13 protein-coding genes are annotated in these 18,469 nt (G+C 62.3%); 5 read left to right on the top strand and 8 right to left on the bottom strand.

Annotated elements, in window-relative coordinates:
• Nucleotides 1–32 precede the first annotated feature (32 nt).
• The 3 genes from uvrA to AB4Y81_RS00225 all read right to left on the bottom strand — a co-directional run bounded on the left by uvrA (nucleotide 33) and on the right by AB4Y81_RS00225 (nucleotide 4,334).
• Nucleotides 33–2,960, bottom strand: a complete 2,928-nt coding sequence (uvrA, locus tag AB4Y81_RS00235) for an excinuclease ABC subunit UvrA (protein ID WP_110504605.1) — start codon at nucleotides 2,958–2,960, stop codon at nucleotides 33–35.
• Nucleotides 2,961–3,025: 65 nt separating this feature from the next.
• Nucleotides 3,026–3,406 carry a GntR family transcriptional regulator gene (locus AB4Y81_RS00230; RefSeq protein ID WP_018777547.1) on the bottom strand — a complete coding sequence of 127 codons (381 nt, stop codon included), beginning with the start codon at nucleotides 3,404–3,406 and terminating at the stop codon, nucleotides 3,026–3,028.
• 148 nt (nucleotides 3,407–3,554) lie between these two features.
• Nucleotides 3,555–4,334 (bottom strand): trans-aconitate 2-methyltransferase, encoded by a 780-nt coding sequence (locus AB4Y81_RS00225; protein ID WP_441994801.1) that lies wholly within the window; start codon nucleotides 4,332–4,334, stop codon nucleotides 3,555–3,557.
• A 70-nt stretch (nucleotides 4,335–4,404) separates the two neighbouring features.
• Between AB4Y81_RS00225 and AB4Y81_RS00220 the strand changes: the two genes are divergently transcribed.
• Genes AB4Y81_RS00220 through AB4Y81_RS00205 form a run of 4 tightly spaced genes read left to right on the top strand, consistent with a single transcriptional unit; the run spans nucleotide 4,405 to nucleotide 10,230 of the window.
• On the top strand, nucleotides 4,405–6,939 hold the full coding sequence (locus AB4Y81_RS00220) for a DEAD/DEAH box helicase (RefSeq protein ID WP_018777545.1): 2,535 nt from the start codon (nucleotides 4,405–4,407) through the stop codon (nucleotides 6,937–6,939).
• A gap of 12 nt (nucleotides 6,940–6,951) precedes the next feature.
• A complete protein-coding gene (locus AB4Y81_RS00215) occupies nucleotides 6,952–8,358 on the top strand; it encodes a CoA transferase (RefSeq protein WP_441994798.1) in 1,407 nt (468 codons plus the stop codon).
• A 29-nt stretch (nucleotides 8,359–8,387) separates the two neighbouring features.
• Nucleotides 8,388–8,900 (top strand): GNAT family N-acetyltransferase, encoded by a 513-nt coding sequence (locus AB4Y81_RS00210; RefSeq protein ID WP_441994796.1) that lies wholly within the window; start codon nucleotides 8,388–8,390, stop codon nucleotides 8,898–8,900.
• A gap of 13 nt (nucleotides 8,901–8,913) precedes the next feature.
• Nucleotides 8,914–10,230 carry an alpha/beta fold hydrolase gene (locus AB4Y81_RS00205; RefSeq protein WP_441994986.1) on the top strand — a complete coding sequence of 439 codons (1,317 nt, stop codon included), beginning with the start codon at nucleotides 8,914–8,916 and terminating at the stop codon, nucleotides 10,228–10,230.
• A gap of 15 nt (nucleotides 10,231–10,245) precedes the next feature.
• Here the strand turns inward: AB4Y81_RS00205 and AB4Y81_RS00200 are convergent, their stop codons facing one another.
• The 4 genes from AB4Y81_RS00200 to coaE form a co-directional block, all read right to left on the bottom strand.
• On the bottom strand, nucleotides 10,246–11,574 hold the full coding sequence (locus AB4Y81_RS00200; RefSeq protein WP_275779352.1) for an MFS transporter: 1,329 nt from the start codon (nucleotides 11,572–11,574) through the stop codon (nucleotides 10,246–10,248).
• Between the two features lie 27 nt (nucleotides 11,575–11,601).
• Nucleotides 11,602–12,630: a TerC family protein gene (locus AB4Y81_RS00195; protein WP_018777540.1), complete on the bottom strand. Its 1,029-nt coding sequence runs from the start codon at nucleotides 12,628–12,630 to the stop codon at nucleotides 11,602–11,604.
• Between the two features lie 167 nt (nucleotides 12,631–12,797).
• The gene (uvrB, locus tag AB4Y81_RS00190; RefSeq protein WP_441994793.1) at nucleotides 12,798–14,897 is read right to left on the bottom strand and encodes an excinuclease ABC subunit UvrB; all 2,100 of its coding nucleotides are present in this window, start codon (nucleotides 14,895–14,897) and stop codon (nucleotides 12,798–12,800) included.
• A 29-nt stretch (nucleotides 14,898–14,926) separates the two neighbouring features.
• Complete coding sequence (coaE, locus tag AB4Y81_RS00185) at nucleotides 14,927–16,165, bottom strand: dephospho-CoA kinase (RefSeq protein WP_039241194.1); 1,239 nt, start codon at nucleotides 16,163–16,165, stop codon at nucleotides 14,927–14,929.
• Nucleotides 16,166–16,187: 22 nt separating this feature from the next.
• Between coaE and AB4Y81_RS00180 the strand changes: the two genes are divergently transcribed.
• The gene (locus tag AB4Y81_RS00180; protein WP_441994791.1) at nucleotides 16,188–16,877 is read left to right on the top strand and encodes an IMPACT family protein; all 690 of its coding nucleotides are present in this window, start codon (nucleotides 16,188–16,190) and stop codon (nucleotides 16,875–16,877) included.
• A 97-nt stretch (nucleotides 16,878–16,974) separates the two neighbouring features.
• Here the strand turns inward: AB4Y81_RS00180 and rpsA are convergent, their stop codons facing one another.
• Nucleotides 16,975–18,450, bottom strand: a complete 1,476-nt coding sequence (gene rpsA, locus AB4Y81_RS00175) for a 30S ribosomal protein S1 (RefSeq protein WP_011774756.1) — start codon at nucleotides 18,448–18,450, stop codon at nucleotides 16,975–16,977.
• Nucleotides 18,451–18,469 lie beyond the last annotated feature (19 nt).

Raw genomic sequence — 18,469 nt, 5'->3', positions numbered from 1 at the left:
CCTGAAACTCGCATGCCGCTACCGGAATACTTCTAACCCAGAATCTCAGCCAGGAAGGTGGCAGTGTGGCTCTCTGTGGATTTCGCTACTTGCTCCGGGGTTCCGGTCGCGACGATTCGTCCGCCGCCGGAACCACCATTGGGGCCAAGGTCCACGATCCAGTCCGCCGACTTGATGACGTCCAGGTTGTGCTCGATGGTAATGACGGTGTTGCCCTTGTCCACAAGGCCCTGGAGGACCATCAGCAATTTCCTGATGTCTTCGAAATGCAATCCCGTGGTGGGCTCGTCCAGCACGTAGATGCTGCGGCCGTTGGAACGCTTCTGGAGCTCCGCAGCCAGCTTCACGCGCTGGGCCTCGCCGCCGGAAAGTGTCGTGGCAGGCTGGCCGAGCCGGACGTAGCCAAGTCCAACGTCCACAAGGGTGTTCAAATGCCGTGCGATTGGAGTGAAGGCGGCGAAGAACTCCGCACCTTCTTCAATGGGCATGTTGAGGACATCCGCGATGGTCTTGCCCTTGTAGTGGACCTCCAGCGTCTCGCGGTTGTACCGGGCCCCATGGCAGACCTCGCACGGAACGTAGACGTCAGGCAGGAAGTTCATTTCGATCTTCAGCGTGCCGTCGCCGGAACAGGCTTCGCAGCGGCCACCCTTGACGTTGAAGGAGAAACGACCGGGCTGGTACCCGCGCACCTTGGCTTCGGTGGTCTCCGCAAACAGCTTGCGGATGTTGTCGAACACGCCCGTGTAGGTGGCGGGGTTGGAGCGCGGCGTACGGCCAATGGGGCTCTGGTCGACGTGCACTACCTTGTCCAAGTGCTCCAGGCCGGCCACGGAGCGGTGGCGTCCGGCTACCTGCTTGGCTCCGTTGAGCTTATTGGCGAGGACCTTGTACAGGATCTCGTTGACCAAGGTGGACTTGCCCGAACCACTGACACCCGTGACCGCAGTGAACAGACCGAGGGGGAACGTAGCGTCAACGTTGTTGAGGTTGTTCTCCCTGGCGCCAACAACCTTAAGCTCCCGCTTCTTGTCGTACTTGCGGCGCTTGGCAGGAATATCGATCTTCCGGCGCCCGGCGAGATAGTCACCGGTGAGGGACTGCGTGTTTTCGAGGAGTTCCTTGTAGGTACCGGAGTGGACGACCTGGCCACCGTGCTCGCCGGCGCCGGGTCCGATGTCCACCACCCAGTCGGCCTCGTGGATGGTGTCTTCATCGTGTTCGACCACAATGAGCGTATTGCCCAGGTCCCGAAGCCGTGTGAGGGTCTCGATAAGGCGTCGGTTATCGCGCTGGTGCAAGCCGATGGAGGGCTCGTCCAGGACGTACAGGACGCCGACCAGGCCCGAGCCAATTTGCGTGGCCAGCCGGATGCGCTGGGCCTCGCCGCCGGACAGCGTGCCGGAAGGGCGCTCGAGATTGAGGTACTCCAGGCCAACGTCCAGAAGGAACGTCAGGCGGGCCTGGATCTCCTTGAGAACCTGGTTGGCGATCTGGGCTTCCCGGTTGGTCAGCGTCAGGCTTCCGAGGAACTCTGCGCATTCCCGCATCGGGAGCGCGGCCACCTCGGCGATGGACTTCCCGTTGATCAGTACGGACAGCGATGCCGGGTTCAGGCGGGCTCCGTTGCACTCGGGGCAAGGAATTTGGCGCATGTACTCTTCGTACCGGTCGCGGGCCCAGTCAGAGTCCGTTTCACCGTGCTTCCGGTGAACGTACTGGATGGCTCCTTCGAAGCCGGTGCTGTACTTGCGCTCACGTCCGAAACGGTTCTTGTACTGGACTACGACCTTGTGGTCCTTGCCGTGAAGTACCGTGTTCCGGACATCCTTGGGGAGCTTCTCCCACGGGGTCTTCATGGAGAAGCCGAGTTCGTGTGCGAGGCCTTCAAGGAGGCGGTTCCAGTACTCCGTGGTAGCTGTACCCAGGGACCACGGAGCAATCGCGCCTTCGCCCAGCGAAAGTTCCGGGTTGGGAACGATCAGTTCCTCATCGACTTCCAACTTGGTGCCGATGCCGCTGCAGGCAGAGCAGGCACCGAACGGGTTGTTGAAGGAGAAGGATCGCGGCTCGATCTCGTCGATGGCCAGAGGGTGCTCGTTGGGGCACGCCAGATTCTCGGAGTAGGCACGGATACGTGCGGGATCTTCAGCGTCCAGGTCCACGAATTCAACCAGCACACGGCCTTCGGCCAGGCCCAGTGCAGTCTCCACGGAATCCGTGAGCCGTTGGCTGATCTCTTCCTTCACCACCAGGCGGTCAACAACGACTTCGATGGTGTGTTTGTACTGCTTGCCCAACTTGGGCGGATCGTTCAACTGGACCAGTTCGCCGTCAACCCGGGCCCGGGAGTAACCCTTGGCCGTCAGCTCCTTGAAGAGGTCAACGAATTCACCCTTCCGGCCGCGGACGACCGGAGCGAGGACCTGGAAGCGGGTGCCGGTTTCCAACTCCAGGAGTTGGTCGACGATTTGCTGGGGTGTTTGCCGCGTAATCGGCTCACCGCAGACCGGGCAGTGCGGGCGGCCAACGCGCGCCCACAGCAAGCGCATGTAGTCGTAGATTTCGGTGATGGTGCCCACAGTGGAACGCGGGTTCTTACTGGTGGACTTCTGGTCGATGGACACCGCAGGCGAGAGACCTTCGATGAAGTCAACGTCGGGCTTGTCGACCTGACCAAGGAACTGGCGTGCATACGCCGACAATGATTCGACGTACCGGCGCTGGCCTTCGGCGAAGATGGTGTCGAAAGCCAGGGAGGACTTACCGGAACCAGAGAGTCCGGTGAAGACGATCATGGCGTCGCGTGGGAGGTCGAGATCCACGTTGCGCAGATTGTGTTCCCGGGCTCCCTTGACCACCAGGCGGGACAGATCCGGCTTGACTGGCTTGTTAGCAGAAACGACGGAAGCGCTGTTCAGGGAATCGATGGCTGTATCTTCAGCTAAGGCTTTGGGCACCCACCAATGCTAATCGAAAACTTCTTCGAATTTCCATGTCGTGCCTCACATGCTACCGATCGGTATCAATCGGCGTCGTAAGCGGCAGCGAAAAGCTGCACTGCCTCGGCGAAGGAAGCGCCTTGGGCCTTGGCAGCAGCTGCGTACTGGGCGGCAACTTCGGCCAGTGCCCCCCAACGGTCATCGCGGGCACACACTACTGTCCCGTTGCGTCCACGGGTAGCGACAACGCCGGCTGCTTCGAGCTCCTTATATGCCCGGGCGACTGTATGGGGTGCCACGTCCAGTACACCTGCCAGGTTCCGGACGGGCGGCAGTTTCGACCCCACGGCGAGAACGCCTGAATCTGCGAGTTCGATGATGCGGAGCCTCAACTGTTCAAAGAGCGCCACAGCACTGCCGGCGTTGGGTCGCCAGCTCCCGGGGAAATCCCCTGCGGGCGTCATGATGAGCTCCTGGCAGGCACGTGCGCTACCGTCGGCGGCAGATCCGGATTGCATCCTTGGTCCATGCCGAGAATTAGACCAGCGCCACCACCATGGGACAAGACATGGGGGTGCGTGTTCCTCTGGCCGGTCATAAATGTATGTCGGCTCACGCGTGCTTCCTCGCCACCGCAAAAATACGGCGGAACGGAAACACCGTACCGTGGGCCGTCGACGGGTAGGCCTGGCGCAGCATGGCTGCGTATTCCTTTTCGAAGGCGTCGGCTTCGGGCGCGGGCAGGGCCGAAAGGACGGGTCGCAGTCCTGTGCCCCGTACCCATTCCAGCACCGGATCCTCCCCCGTAAGTACCTGCTGGTACGTGGTCTCCCATGCGTCAGCCGAGCATCCGGCGTCGAGCATTATGCCCAAGTAGTCCGCGGGAGTGCCCACCGCGTCATCGTGCCGCAGGACCCCATCCAGTCGCGTCCGCCATCGCGGCGAACCGGCAAGTTCACGCATCAATGCGTGGGAGGGCGACGAAAAGTTGCCCGGGACCTGCAGGGCAAACCAAGCGCCTGGCCTTAGCGCTTCGAGCCAGGCGGCGAGCATCTCCTGGTGCCCGGGGACCCACTGGAGGGCAGCGTTCGTCACCACGACGTCGACATCGTTGTCCGGCATCCACTCAGCAATTTCGCCCTGGTTGAAGGACAGCCCACTGTAATGACCCGTCAATGACGCGGCTTTGGCCAGCATTTCCTGCGACGAGTCAATCCCAACAACGTGTGCCGCGGGCCAGCGGTCCGCCAAAGTGGCAGTCATGTTGCCAGGGCCGCAGCCCAGGTCCACCACGTGGCCGGGCTTAGCGGCTTGGATTCTCGCCACCAGGTCATGAAACGGACGGTCCCGATGATTGCCGAACTCGGCGTACTTGGATGGATTCCACTTCATAAAAGCCTCCTGGAGCCGGGCAACACTGCTGGGCTGAGCCTAAACTGTCCGGGCACTAAGCTGGAAACCAATGAAACTTCTTGAGCAGCTTCCTGGTTCCACCGCCACAGGTCCCCTGGACCCGGATGACATCTACACGCGGTTTGTCGAGTGGACTGAAAGCCGTGGCCTGCAGTTGTACCCGGCCCAGGATGAAGCGATCATGGAACTCGCCTCCGGCGCCAACGTCATTCTTGCTACGCCCACAGGTTCCGGTAAGTCCCTGGTGGCCATCGCCGCCCACTTCGAAGCCATGGCCCGTGGCCAGCGCAGCTACTACACGGCGCCCATCAAGGCACTGGTATCGGAGAAGTTCTTTGCCTTGTGCGACATCTTCGGTGCGGAAAACGTGGGAATGATCACCGGCGATTCCGGCGTCAACCAGGATGCACCCATCATCTGCTGCACAGCGGAAATCCTGGCCAACATAGCCCTCCGCGAAGGGTCAGCGGCCGAACTCGGCTCGGTGGTCATGGACGAATTCCACTTCTACTCCGATCCCCAGCGCGGCTGGGCGTGGCAAGTGCCGCTCCTGGAACTCCCCCAGGCCCAGTTCCTCCTCATGTCTGCCACCCTTGGAGACGTCTCCCGCTTCGAAACAGGCCTCACGGAACTGACCGGCCGGACTACGACAACGGTAAGTTCCGCGGAGCGGCCTATTCCGCTGCACTACTACTACCAGCTGACCCCGGTCCACGAGAGCCTGGAAGAGCTGCTCTCCACCAAGCAGGTTCCCGTGTACGTAGTGCACTTCAGCCAGGCCGAAGCCATCGAACGTGCCCAGAACCTCATGAGCATCAACATGTGCAGCAGGGCCGAGAAGGATCGCATCGCCGAACTGATCGCAGGCTTCCGGTTCGCGGCAGGCTTTGGAAAGACACTCAACCGGCTGGTGCGCCACGGCATCGGAGTCCACCACGCGGGCATGCTGCCCAAATACCGCCGTTTGGTGGAACAGCTTGCCCAGGCCGGGCTGCTTAAGGTCATCTGTGGCACGGACACCCTGGGCGTGGGCATCAACGTTCCGATCAGGACGGTGCTCTTGACGGCCTTGAGCAAGTACGACGGCGTACGCACCAGGTCTCTTAACTCGAGGGAGTTCCACCAGATTGCCGGTCGTGCCGGCCGCGCCGGTTACGACACCGCAGGCACCGTTGTGGTGCAGGCGCCGGATCACGTGGTGGAGAACACCAAGGCCATGGCCAAGGCCACTGCCAAGTTCGGTGATGACCAGAAGAAGCTCCGGCAAGTCGTCAAGAAGAAGCCCCCGGAAGGATTCGTGTCCTGGGGCGAACCCACGTTCAAGAAGCTCGTCGAGTCCATTCCTGAGCCGCTGACGTCCAGTTTCACCGTTACGCACGCGATGCTGCTCAACCTGATGGAGCGTCCGGGCGACCCCTTCCAAGCCACCCGGCGGTTGCTCAGCGAGAACCACGAGAGCCGCCCTGCCCAACTTCGGCTGATGAAGAAAGCACTGGGGATCTACCGGGAGCTGTTGGCTGCCGGGGTTGTTGAACGAATCCCCGAGGACGAGCAGGAAGCTGAAGGACGGTCGGTTCGGCTGACGGTTCACCTCCAAGCCAACTTCGCCCTCAACCAGCCGCTGTCCCCCTTCGCTCTGGCAGCCTTGGAACTGCTTGATCCGGAGTCGCCTTCCTACGCACTGGACGTCGTTTCAGTCATTGAGTCGACCTTGGAGAAGCCGCGCCAGATTCTTTCCGCACAGCAGAAGAAGGCCCGCGGGGAAGCTGTTGCCGCCATGAAGGCGGACGGCATCGAATATGAGCAGCGCATGGCCATGCTGGACGAAGTGACCTATCCCATGCCGTTGGCCGGGATTCTTGGTGAGGCGTTCGAGGTCTATCGAAAAGCTGCGCCGTGGGTTGGCGACTTCGAACTCGCACCAAAATCGATCATCCGGGACATGTATGAGCGCGCCATGAACTTTGGCGAGTTCGTGCAGTTCTACGGCCTGGCACGCTCGGAGGGCATCGTCCTGCGATACCTTGCGGACGGTTTCCGGGCACTCCGGCAGACCGTTCCCCAGGACTTGCTGCGCGAGGATCTTGAAGACCTCATTGCCTGGCTCGGAGAACTCGTTCGTCAGGTTGACTCGAGCCTGCTGGACGAATGGGAGGAACTGACCTCCGGGCTGGCTCCGACACCGCACGATGCGCCTCCTCCCCCGCCGCCACTGTTGACCTCGAACATCCGGGCCTTCCGGGTGATGGTCCGGAATGAGATGTTCCGCAGGGTTGAACTTTTCGCAGACGAGGATTCCAGTGCCTTGGGAGAACTCGACGCCGACGCCGGCTGGGACGCCGGGCGGTGGGAAGAAGTTCTGGACGACTACTTCGACGAACACGATGACATCGGGACCGGCCCGGACGCGCGTGGACCCGGTTTGCTGATTATCACGGAGGAGCCGGGCCTGTGGAAGGTCCGACAGATTTTCGACGACCCCGCGGGAAACCATGACTGGGGTATCTCGGCCGAAGTGGATCTGGCGGCGTCCGATGAGAGTGGCACAGCCGTAGTCCGCGTGACCGACGTCAACAGGCTCTAGCCCGAAGAAGCCATGGAACCCGTCCCCGACCTGACCAGCAGCCTGCGCAGCCTGGAGGCCTTGCGCTCGGTAACCCCCGTGACCCCGATGATCCCGCCGGGTTTGAGAAGCTGGTGGGAAGGTGCGCTGGATGTCGAGGGCCTTGCATTGGGTTCAGTGTTGGCAGCAGCCACTGCCCTGGAAGCCCTGACAGGCTGTGCGGGCAGGTACTCAGCGTCATCTGGGCCGGTGGCTGCTTCGTTCGATTCGCTGACGCACCTGCGGATCGCGGGCGCCAAACCCCAGGGCTTCGCACCGGCGTCGGGCTTCCGGCGGACCTCCGACGGCTGGATCCGCCTTCACGCGAACTACCCTCACCACGCAGCGCGGCTGATGGAAGCGTTGGGCGCGAACAGCGCCCAGGACGTGGACGACGCACTCCTGACCATGACCTCCCTGGACGCCGAGGATGCCATCAACGCCAACCGGGGCGTGGCTACGGCGGTCCGACGCCGTGGCGAATGGGCCTCCTCCGCCATGCACCGCGCGCTCTCTGATGAACCGTGGATCCGATTTCTCCCATCAACCGCCCTGCAGATGTCGTCAACCACCTCACCAGTTTCTTCTGCCTCAGCCGCGTGGAAGCCATCCAAGGACCCTGAACGGCCACTCACCGGCCTGCGGGTTCTGGACCTGACCCGCGTCATTGCAGGCCCGACGGCGACCCGGCTCCTCGGAGCGCTCGGAGCCGATGTCCTGCGGATCGATCCTCCGGGCCTCCCGGAATTGGAGGAGGCTTTCGTGGATGGCGGTTTCGATAAGCGATCTGCCGTGGCCGACCTGGGGAACGCTGCCGGACTGGAGCCCGTCAAAGACCTGATCTCCACCGCGGACGTCGTCGTGACGGGTTACCGCAACGGCGGCCTGGACAGATTTGGCCTGGGAGCTGAAACCCTGTTGGCCGGGAAGCCGGACCTCGTGGTGGCGACCCTGTCGGCTTGGGGAAGCGCGGGGCCGTGGAGACAACGGCGCGGTTTCGACAGCCTGGTACAGGCGGCCTGCGGCATCGCCGAAGAATACGGGCACCTGGACGACGACGGGTGGAAGCCAGGTGCGCTGCCGGTGCAGGCCCTGGACCACGCAACAGGCTACGGAGTGGCGGCTGCCGTACTGGCCCTGTTGGCAGAGAGGTTGAGGACAGGGGCAGGAGGAATGGCGGCTTTGTCGCTGGCACGCACCGCCGAGGAACTGTTCAGGTTGCCGGCCCGTCAAGCTGACGTAAAGGCCGCCCGGCTGCCCCAACCTGCGTATCGGGAGACCCCGAGTGCGTATGGCCAGCTGCGGTTCGTGGGGCCGCCGCTGTTGGTGGACGGCGTGCAACTGCAGTATCGCCGGCCGCCTGTGCGGTATGGAACATCCCCTGTGGCGTGGAGCCAGTAAGGCGGGCTTCCTTTAGTAAGCTCGAATGCATGAGTGTTATCCGCCAAGCCGCTGTTGACGATGTCCCCGCGATCCTGCGCATGATCCACGATCTGGCGATCTATGAAAAGGAGCCGGACGCCGTCAAGAACACCCCGGAGAGGCTCACGGAGGTGCTGTTTGGCGAGAACCCGCGGGTCTTTGCGACGATCGCGGAAAACGCTGCCGGCACCGTGCAGGGGTTCGCGCTGTGGTTCTTGAACTACTCCACCTGGGAAGGCGTCCACGGCATCTACCTGGAGGACCTTTACGTCGAACCCGACGCCCGTGGTGAGGGCCATGGGAAGGCGCTTCTTCAGTACTTGGCAGCGACCGCCGTCGAACGTGGTTACGCCCGTGTGGAATGGAGCGTCCTGAACTGGAACGAACCATCCATCAATTTCTATAAAAAACTCGGCGCGTTCCCCATGGAGGAATGGTCCACTTTCCGCCTCACTGGAGAGGCCCTGGAAGCTTTCGGCACGAAGGCCGGACAGTCAGAGGAATCGTTTGCCCGTGGCTGAAACGCACTCCTCAATGCCGGAACACACCGTCCTGAACCGCCACGAATTCCGTGGCGTACGCACGGTTGAACACTACTTCACCGTCCCCCTGGTGCATTCCCCCGGTGCCAACGAAGCCACCAGTGAAACGATCACTGTCTTTGCCCGGGAGTACTCCTCCACGGCGCATACCGCGGACGAAGCGTCCAAGCTGCCGTGGCTGCTGTTCCTGCAGGGAGGTCCGGGTGGACGCGGGAACCGGGTAACCTCCCTGGCCGGCTGGATGAAGGCAGCCGCGCGGGATTTCCGCATCCTGATGCTCGACCAACGCGGCACCGGTCTTTCCACGCCCGTTGAACGGCAAACGCTGGAGCTTCGTGGCGACGCTGCTGCCCAGGCTGAGTACCTGACGCACTTCCGGGCCGATTCGATTGTTGCCGATGCAGAATTTATCCGTGGCGTCCTTGGCTCGGGTCCTTGGACCGTCATGGGCCAATCCTTCGGCGGGTTCTGTGCCTTGACCTATCTGTCCTTCGCGCCGGAGGGTTTGCGCGAGGTCCTGATCACCGGAGGCCTGGCTCCCTTGGAAGGACCCGCTGACCGGGTCTACCAGGCGACCTTCAAGCGCGTTGCTGCACGGAACGCCGAATACTTCGGTTGGTACCCGGAAGACCGTGAACGGGTCACCCGGATCGTCCGGCACTTGGAAAAGACTCCCGAGTTCCTGGCAAGCGGTGAGCGGTTGACCCCGGAACGGTTCCAAATGGTCGGATCGTTCCTGGGAGGCAACACCCGCGTGGATTCGCTCCACTATCTGCTGGAGGATGCGTTCATCGACACCTTGGACGGGGAGCGACTCTCAGAAGTGTTCCTCGAGCAAGTACGAAGCCTGGTCAGCAGGGCTGCCAACCCCCTTTACGCTGTGCTGCATGAATCAATCTATGGCCAGGGCGAGGCAACCAACTGGGCGGCGTGGCGGGTCCTGGAGGATTATCCGGAGTTCGAGCCGGGCGCCGAACAGCCGCTGCTCACCGGGGAAATGGTTTATCCCTGGTATTTCGAACAGGACCCCTCCCTCGCACCCCTGCGCGAAGTAGCGGAAATCCTTGCCGCCCACAAAGACTGGAAGCCGCTGTACGACACCGCCGCCTTGGCCGCGAACCCGGTTCCCGTGGCTGCGGCAGTGTACAAGGATGACATCTACGTGGACCACGATTTGTCACTTGAAACCGCTGCGGCCGTTCGCGGGCTCCAGGCATGGGTTACGTCCGATTTCCACCACGACGGTATCGCGGAAGATGGTGAAGGCATCTTCAAACGGCTTTTGGGCATGGTCCGTGGCGCACGCTGACCGCTTGGCTGAGCTTCAGCGGCTGCTCACGCCCGGGCGGCGCCGAAGAGCCATGGCCAGAGTCAGGGCAAGGACTGCTGCAGCCACTAAGCTGGACGCCACGTTGAGGCCCTGGTAGCCAATCCACGCGAGGAGAAGGCCGGAGGTGGCACCCCCGATTGCCCCCGCAGCGCCCATCAAGGTGTCCGAGACTCCTTGGACGGTGACCCGCTCATCCTGACTGACGCTCTCAGCCAGCATCGTCGAACCAGCGATGGTGGCTGCGGACCAACCCAGGCCCAGAAGGATCAATCCTGCAGTGACAAGCGTGGGTTCGTGCTGCCCGAAGCCGGCGATGAACACGGCCACCAGCAGCAGGCCGTGCCCGATGGCAATGGTCTGCAGCCGGCCGGCCTTGTCCGTCAGCCATCCCCACACCGGCGACAAGGCGAACATGCCGGCAATATGAAGCGAAATGGTGACCCCGATAATCACCAGAGCATCCGTACTGTCCGTGGTTCCCCCGTGGTGGCCGGCATGGGATCCGTCCACCAGCTGCTGGAGGTGAAGAGGCGTCATGGACATGACCGCCACCATGACCCCGTGGGCGGCGATAACAGCGGCCAGTGCCAGAAGGGCCTGCGGGGAGGAACGAACGGCCCGTAGGCCGGACCTGACAGTGCCCCTGACGGGGATGCTCCCGGTACCGCCCGAATCGTGGGCGCTTGATGCCAGCCGCCGGGCAAGCAACAAGGGATCCGGCCTGAGCCCGAGGAACAGAAGCAGCGCCGCCAGCAAGAGCCCTGCCGCGGAAAAGACAAAGGGGCCCGCAATGGGCGGCAACCCAAGAGCCTGTCCCACCAAGGCACCTGGCTGGATGAGGTTCGGCCCGGCAACCGCTCCGATGGTGATGGCCCAGACCACTGTGGACAGGGACCTGCCGCGATGTTCGGGCTCGGCGAGGTCTACGGCAGCAAACCGCGCCTGGAGGTTTGCCGCAGTGCCCAGGCCCAGGAAGGCTGCCCCCAGTATCAGGACGGGGAATGACCTGGCCATCACGGCGACTATGAACAGGAGTGCCCCGATCATGGCAGCTACCAAGCCGGTGACCAGACCCACCCGGCGTCCACGTGCTTCGGCCAGCCGCGCCAGCGGAAGGGCGGCAATGGCGGCCGCCAGGGTCAACACGGTAGTGATGGAACCTGCCCATGCCTCGGAGCCGGACAGATCAACAGCCAGCAGGGAGCCAATGGAAAGCGTCGCTCCATTGCCAACTCCGCTGAGGAGCTGGGACGCACTGAGCAGGAAAACACTACGGCGCTGAACCCGTTGTGGGTCCAGCGCCGTAGTTGGGGAGGTAGTCACCCCATGAGACTACAACTTTCGATGAAGTTACTCTGCTTCGCTCAAGCTCTTTCGTGCGTCTTCCTCAAGCCGGGCATCAATCTTGGCCTGGCGTGCTGCGGGGCTGAGAAGGCTGGCCACTACGGCCACGACGATGGTACCGACGATGACCGCCAGCGACACGTACGTGGGGATCTCCGGAGCCCACTCGATGTGGTGGCCGCCGTTGATGAAGGGAAGTTCGTTGACATGCATGGCGTGCAGGACAAGCTTGACGCCGATGAACGCCAGGATTACCGACAAGGCGTGCTTCAGATAGACCAAGCGGGTCATGAGTCCGCCCAACAGGAAGTAGAGCTGACGAAGGCCCATCAACGCGAAAATGTTGGCTGTGAAAACGATGAAGGCACTTTGGGTCAGGCCGAAGATCGCGGGGATGGAGTCCACGGCGAACAAGAGGTCGGTCAGGCCGATGGTCACGAAGACGATCAGCATGGGGGTGAAGACCTTCTTGCCGTTGACAGTGGTCCGCAACTTGCCGCCGTCGAACTTCTCGGACATGGGAAGCACCCTGCGAAGGCGGGCAATCAAGGGGTTCTCGGCCCCTTCTTCCTCATCCTCACCGGAGTCCTTGGCTTGCTTCCATGCGGTCCACAGAAGGAAAGCGCCGAAGATGTAGAACACCCAACTGAACTGTTCGATCACCACGGCGCCCAGGGCGATGAAGATACCTCGGAGCACCAAGGCGATGATGATGCCCACCATCAGCACTTCCTGCTGGTACTTACGGGGCACAGCGAACCGGGCCATGATGATGATGAACACGAACAGGTTGTCGATGCTGAGGCTGTATTCAGTCACCCAGCCCGCAATGAACTGGCTTCCGTACTCGGGGCCCGTGAAGTAGAACATGGCTCCGGCGAACACCATGGCCAAGGCCACGTAGAAAGCGACCCACAGGCCGGCTTCCTTCATCGAGGGTTCGTGGGGGCGCTTGACGACCAACAGCAGGTCGACAGCGAGGATAATTCCGAGGACGACAAACGAGCCGACCTCGAACCAGACAGGGAGCTCCATTAAAGGGCCTTTCGCAGGGTACGGGAAAACGGTGTAAGTCTCTCCGGCCGCCTTGGAGCGTTTGATGCTCTGACATGGCGACCCGCTAGGCCCGGCGAGGCAACCATGCCTTGCGTGCTGACGAACCTAGCGCTTGGGATACTCCCCTACGTGGCTTAAACCTTACCCTAGGCGTGACCGGCGGACTGCATCTGCCGTAATTCGCGCTTCAACTCCTTGACTTCGTCACGGATCCTTGCCGCGACCTCGAACTGGAGTTCGGCGGCTGCACCATGCATTTGTTCCGTGAGCTGTTCGATGAGGCCCACCAAATCCTCCGCTGGCGCTGCTGCAAGGCCGTCCTGCCGGACAGTTGCGGCACCCTTCGCGGACGTCTTACCGCGTTTGCCGCCCTTGGCCAGCCGGTTGTTGTTGAGCAGCTCCTGGGTGTCTGCGTCTTCCTTGGCCAACTGGTCGGTGATGTCAGCGATTTTTTTGCGCAAGGGCTGCGGGTCGATGCCGTGCTCAGTATTGTACTTGACCTGGATGGCGCGGCGCCGGTTGGTCTCATCAATCGCGTGCGCCATGGAGTCCGTGATCCGGTCGGCGTACATGTGGACCTGGCCCGACACGTTACGGGCGGCACGGCCGATGGTCTGGATCAGCGACGTGGAGGAACGCAGGAAGCCTTCCTTATCGGCGTCGAGGATACTCACCAAGGAGACCTCCGGAAGGTCAAGGCCTTCCCGGAGCAGGTTGATGCCCACCAGGACATCGAAGACACCCATGCGCAGTTCCCGGAGCAGCTCCACACGCCTCAAGGTGTCGACGTCCGAGTGCAGGTACTCCACCTTGATGCCGTGTCCCACAAGGTAATCGGTGAGGTCCTCGGCCATCCGCTTGGTCAAGGTGGTCACAAGAACGCGCTCGTTCTTCTCCGTGCGGATTCGGATCTCCCCCAGCAGGTCGTCGATCTGGCCCTTGGTGGGTTTGACCACCACCTCGGGGTCGATGAGGCCCGTGGGTCGGATAATCTGCTGCACATAGCCATCGGCCTTGCCGAGCTCGTACTTTCCGGGAGTGGCCGAGAGGTAGACCGTCTGGCCGATGCGCTCAAGGAATTCGTCCCATTTCAGGGGCCGGTTATCCATGGCAGAGGGCAACCGGAAGCCGAAGTCCACGAGGTTTCGCTTCCGGGACATGTCGCCTTCGTACATGGCGCCGATCTGCGGAATGGTCACGTGCGATTCATCGACCACCAGCAGGAAGTCATCCGGGAAGTAGTCCAGGAGGCAGTGAGGTGCCGTGCCGGGCTCGCGGCCGTCGATGTGCACCGAGTAGTTCTCGATGCCGTTGCAGAACCCCATCTGCTGCATCATTTCAAGGTCATAGGTGGTCCGCATGCGGAGTCGCTGGGCTTCCACCAGCTTGTTCTGGGCTTCGAGGACCTTCAGGCGGTCCGCCAGTTCGTCTTCAATCCGCTTGATGGCCCGCGCCATCCGTTCGGGACCGGCCACGTAGTGCGAGGCCGGGAAGACGTACATCTCTTCCTCCTCCCGGATGACCTCGCCAGTCAGCGGATGGAGCGTCTGGATGTTCTCGATCTCATCGCCGAAGAACTCAATCCTGATGGCGAGTTCCTCGTACATGGGAATGATTTCCACGGTATCGCCACGGACCCGGAAGGTTCCCCGGTGAAAGTCCATGTCGTTGCGGGCGTACTGCATGGAGACAAACTTCCGCAGGAGATGGTCGCGGTTCATTTCCGCTCCCTTCCGGAGTGTCACCATCCCGGCGATGTACTCTTCGGGCGTGCCCAAGCCGTAGATGCAGGAAACGGTTGCCACCACGATGACATCGCGGCGGGTCAGCAATGCGTTGGTGGCAGAGTGGCGCAGCCGTTCGACTTCCTCGTTGATGGACGAGTCCTTCTCGATGAAGGTGTCCGTCTGGGCCACATACGCTTCCGGCTGGTAGTAGTCGTAATACGAAACGAAGTACTCAACCGCGTTGTTCGGCAGGAGCTCCCGGAACTCGTTGGCCAGCTGCGCCGCCAGGGTCTTGTTCTGCACCATCACCAAGGTAGGCCGCTGGACCTGCTCGATGAGCCATGCCGTGGTGGCGCTCTTGCCCGTACCCGTGGCACCAAGGAGGACTACGTCCTTCTCACCGTTGTTGATGCGTTCGGTCAACTCTGCGATGGCGGATGGCTGGTCGCCTGCGGGCTTATAGTCACTGACAACTTCAAAGGGTGCGACGACACGGTTGATTTCCTGGGCAAGGCTCATACATCAAATCTACCCCCGACCCCGGACAGCTACTGTCCGCGTTTGCGCTCAGCGGAAGATGAATACGACGGCGGTGCCCAGCCGGTGCGTTTGGCCCACTCCTCCATCTGCGGCCACGCCACGTCAGTGAACCAAGGCTCTTTGGCTTCTGCATAGGCTGCACTGTCCTTGTCCCCCGCATGGGCCCCGGCCAGGCCGCGTTTGTGGGCCTCATACTCAGCGCGGGCTGCAGGGTCGGCGCGCAGCCAGTCCCGGAACAACAGGGCGTAATACCAGCCGGGCGATCCAGCCTTCCGAACGTGAAGGTTCACAGCCCTGCCGGGATCGGCGTTGGCATGGAAGCGCTTTTGCCAGGATTCCGGAGAAGGGTGGGAGGGCTTCGGAGTGTCCCCGCGAACGTGCTGCACTGCTGGGAATCCGGCTGCGCCAAGCAGGGGCGAGATCCGGTCGGCCGTCTCGAGATCGCGCACTGTCAGTTGAAGGTCGATGACGTCCTTCGCGGCCAGGCCCGGCACAGAGGTTGAGCCGATATGGTCAACCGCCAGAATCGCATCCGGAGCAGCCAGGGCGACGCGGGCTGCCAGCCGTTCGGCCTGCCGTGCCCATTCCCCATTCGGGGCAACAAGGACGGGGCCATCGGTCCGGGGCGCGCGGACACCACGCTTGATGTTTTCCGCAAAAGGCACCAGACGCCGCTCCCACAGTGCATCAACCGCGACAAGTAGATCCTCCCGACTGCCGGAATTGTCCAGGATGACGTCGGCTGCAGCTTGGCGCTCCGCCCTGGAGGCCTGCGCGGCCATGCGGGAACGCGCGTCCTCCGGCGTCATGCCTCGAAGCTCCACCATCCGTTGGACACGCAGCTCATCAGGCGCATCCACTACCAACACCAGATGAAAGGTGCTGCCTTGTCCGGTTTCCACCAGCAGAGGAATGTCCTGCACCACGATGCCACCCGCACCGGCGCTGTTCATGATGGCGGCCGCGGACTTGCGGACGAGCGGGTGGACGATGGCGTTCAGGATTTCGCGCTGAGCCGGTTCCCGGAACACGATGGAACCCAGCTTCGGCCGGTCGAGCCCGCCGTCGTGATCCAGGATGCCAGGACCGAAGGCTTCAACAACCTGTTCCAGCCCCGGTGTCCCGGGTTCCACTACTTGCCGGGCGATAACATCCGCGTCTATGAGCAGTGCCCCCAGCTCCCGGAGCCTGGATGCCACCAACGATTTGCCTGAGGCGATGCCGCCCGTCAGTCCGATTTTCAGCACCCCTCAACACTAGACTGAAGCGGTGGAAATTGAGGAAGAAAGCCGTGCGACCCGGTACACGACGCTCCGGGCAGGGCCCGACTTCCGCCACGAACTGGAAATCCGGCGGTCGCGTTTCATCACCGTGCTCCGCAGGGTGCCGGATGAGGATTCCGCGCGCGCGTTGGTGGCCGGGCTGCGGCGCGAGTTCCACGACGCCCGCCACCACTGCTCGGCGTTCGTCATCGGACCGGACCGGATGATCCAGCGATCGAACGACGACGGCGAACCCTCCGGTACCGCGGGCATACCGATGCTCGAAGCCCTTATCAAACGTGAGTCGCAGCCCGGGGTGACCGACCTCAGCGACGTCGCTGCCGTCGTCGTACGCTATTTCGGCGGAATTCTGCTGGGGGCGGGCGGGCTGGTCCGTGCCTATTCGGAATCGGTCTCGACGGCCCTGGACCTGGCTCCCCTGGTTCAGCGACGGCGTCTGCGGCTCTGCGCCGTAGAGGTCGCCCATGCCGAAGCCGGGCGTTTGGAGAACGAACTCCGGAATGCCGGATATGTCATGGCTGAAACCTCGTATGAAGCACGGCATGCGGTCCTGCGCATAGCGCTGGAGGACTCAGCCACTGAGATTGGCGATGCCCACGCCCGGGTGGCGGCACTGACCGCAGGCAGCTCACTCCTCCGTCCCGAGGGTACCGAATGGATTGACGTTCCGGCCTAAGAATGCGCCAACAGATTGACCGCAAAACAGAAGGACCCCTGCCCGGAGGCAGGGGTCCTTCTTTGGCTATTCAGCACATCCCGTGAGGGCGGCGGAATTAGTTGCCGGTCAGCTTCTCGCGCAGTGCGGCGAGTGCTTCGTCGGACGCCAGGGTGCCAGCGTTGGACTCAGCAGCAGCCGGCTCCGAGGAGTAGCTGGTGGTGCCGGAATCGCTCTCACCGGACGTTGCAGCAGCAGCGTCGTCGGCAGCGTGCTGGGCAACCTGCTTCTTGTGGGCTTCCCAACGGGTCTGGGCGTCAGCGTACTGCTGCTCCCAAGCGGCGCGCTGGGTCTCGTAGCCTTCGAGCCATTCGTTCGACTCGGGGTCGAAGCCCTCAGGGTACTTGTAGTTGCCCTCTTCGTCGTACTCAGCGGCCATGCCGTACAGAGCGGGATCGAACTCGGTGCTGTCAGCGTCCACGCCCTCGTTGGCCTGCTTGAGGGAGAGGGAGATGCGACGACGCTCGAGGTCGATGTCGATGACCTTGACGAACAGTTCGTCGCCAACGGAGACAACCTGCTCGGCGAGCTCCACGTGGCGGACAGCCAGCTCGGAGATGTGGACGAGGCCTTCGATGCCGTCTTCGACGCGAACGAACGCACCGAACGGAACCAGCTTGGTGACCTTACCCGGAACAACCTGGCCGAGGGCGTGGGTGCGGGCGAAGGTCTGCCACGGATCTTCCTGCGTAGCCTTGAGCGACAGGGAGACACGCTCGCGGTCCAGATCCACTTCGAGGACCTCGACGGTGACTTCCTGGCCAACCTCGACAACCTCGGACGGGTGGTCGATGTGCTTCCAGGACAGCTCGGAAACGTGAACGAGGCCGTCTACGCCGCCCAGGTCCACGAATGCACCGAAGTTGACGATGGAGGAAACAACGCCCGGACGAACCTGGCCCTTTTCCAGCTTGTTGAGGAACGTGGAGCGAACCTCGGACTGGGTCTGCTCGAGCCATGCACGGCGGGACAGAACAACGTTGTTGCGGTTCTTGTCGAGCTCGATGATCTTGGCTTCGATCTGCTGACCGATGTACGGAGCGAGGTCGCGGACGCGACGCATCTCGACGAGGGATGCGGGCAGGAAGCCGCGCAGGCCGATGTCCAGGATGAGGCCACCCTTGACAACCTCGATGACGGTACCGGTAACGACGCCGTCTTCTTCCTTGACCTTCTCGATGTCGCCCCAGGCACGCTCGTACTGAGCACGCTTCTTGGAGAGGATCAGACGGCCTTCTTTGTCTTCCTTGGTGAGAACCAAAGCTTCGACCTGATCGCCAACGGCGACAACGTCACCGGGATCAACATCGTGCTTGATGGAAAGCTCGCGGGAAGGGATGACACCTTCGGTCTTGTAACCGATGTCGAGCAGAACTTCGTCGCGGTCGACCTTGACGACGGTACCTTCGACGAGGTCTCCGTCGTTGAAGTACTTGATGGTGGCGTCGACAGCTGCGAGGAAGTCCTCAGCGGTACCGATGTCGTTAATGGCGACTACGGGGGTACCGGGCTTCTCGGTGGAGGTGATGGTCATGTAGTAGGGGCTCCGTTGT

The organism is Paenarthrobacter sp. TAF1, assembly GCF_052113825.1.
GTDB classification, from domain to species: Bacteria; Actinomycetota; Actinomycetes; order Actinomycetales; family Micrococcaceae; genus Arthrobacter; species Arthrobacter nicotinovorans.
Note: the sequence above shows the minus strand (reverse complement) of the source record. Positions and strands in the feature narration are given on the sequence as shown.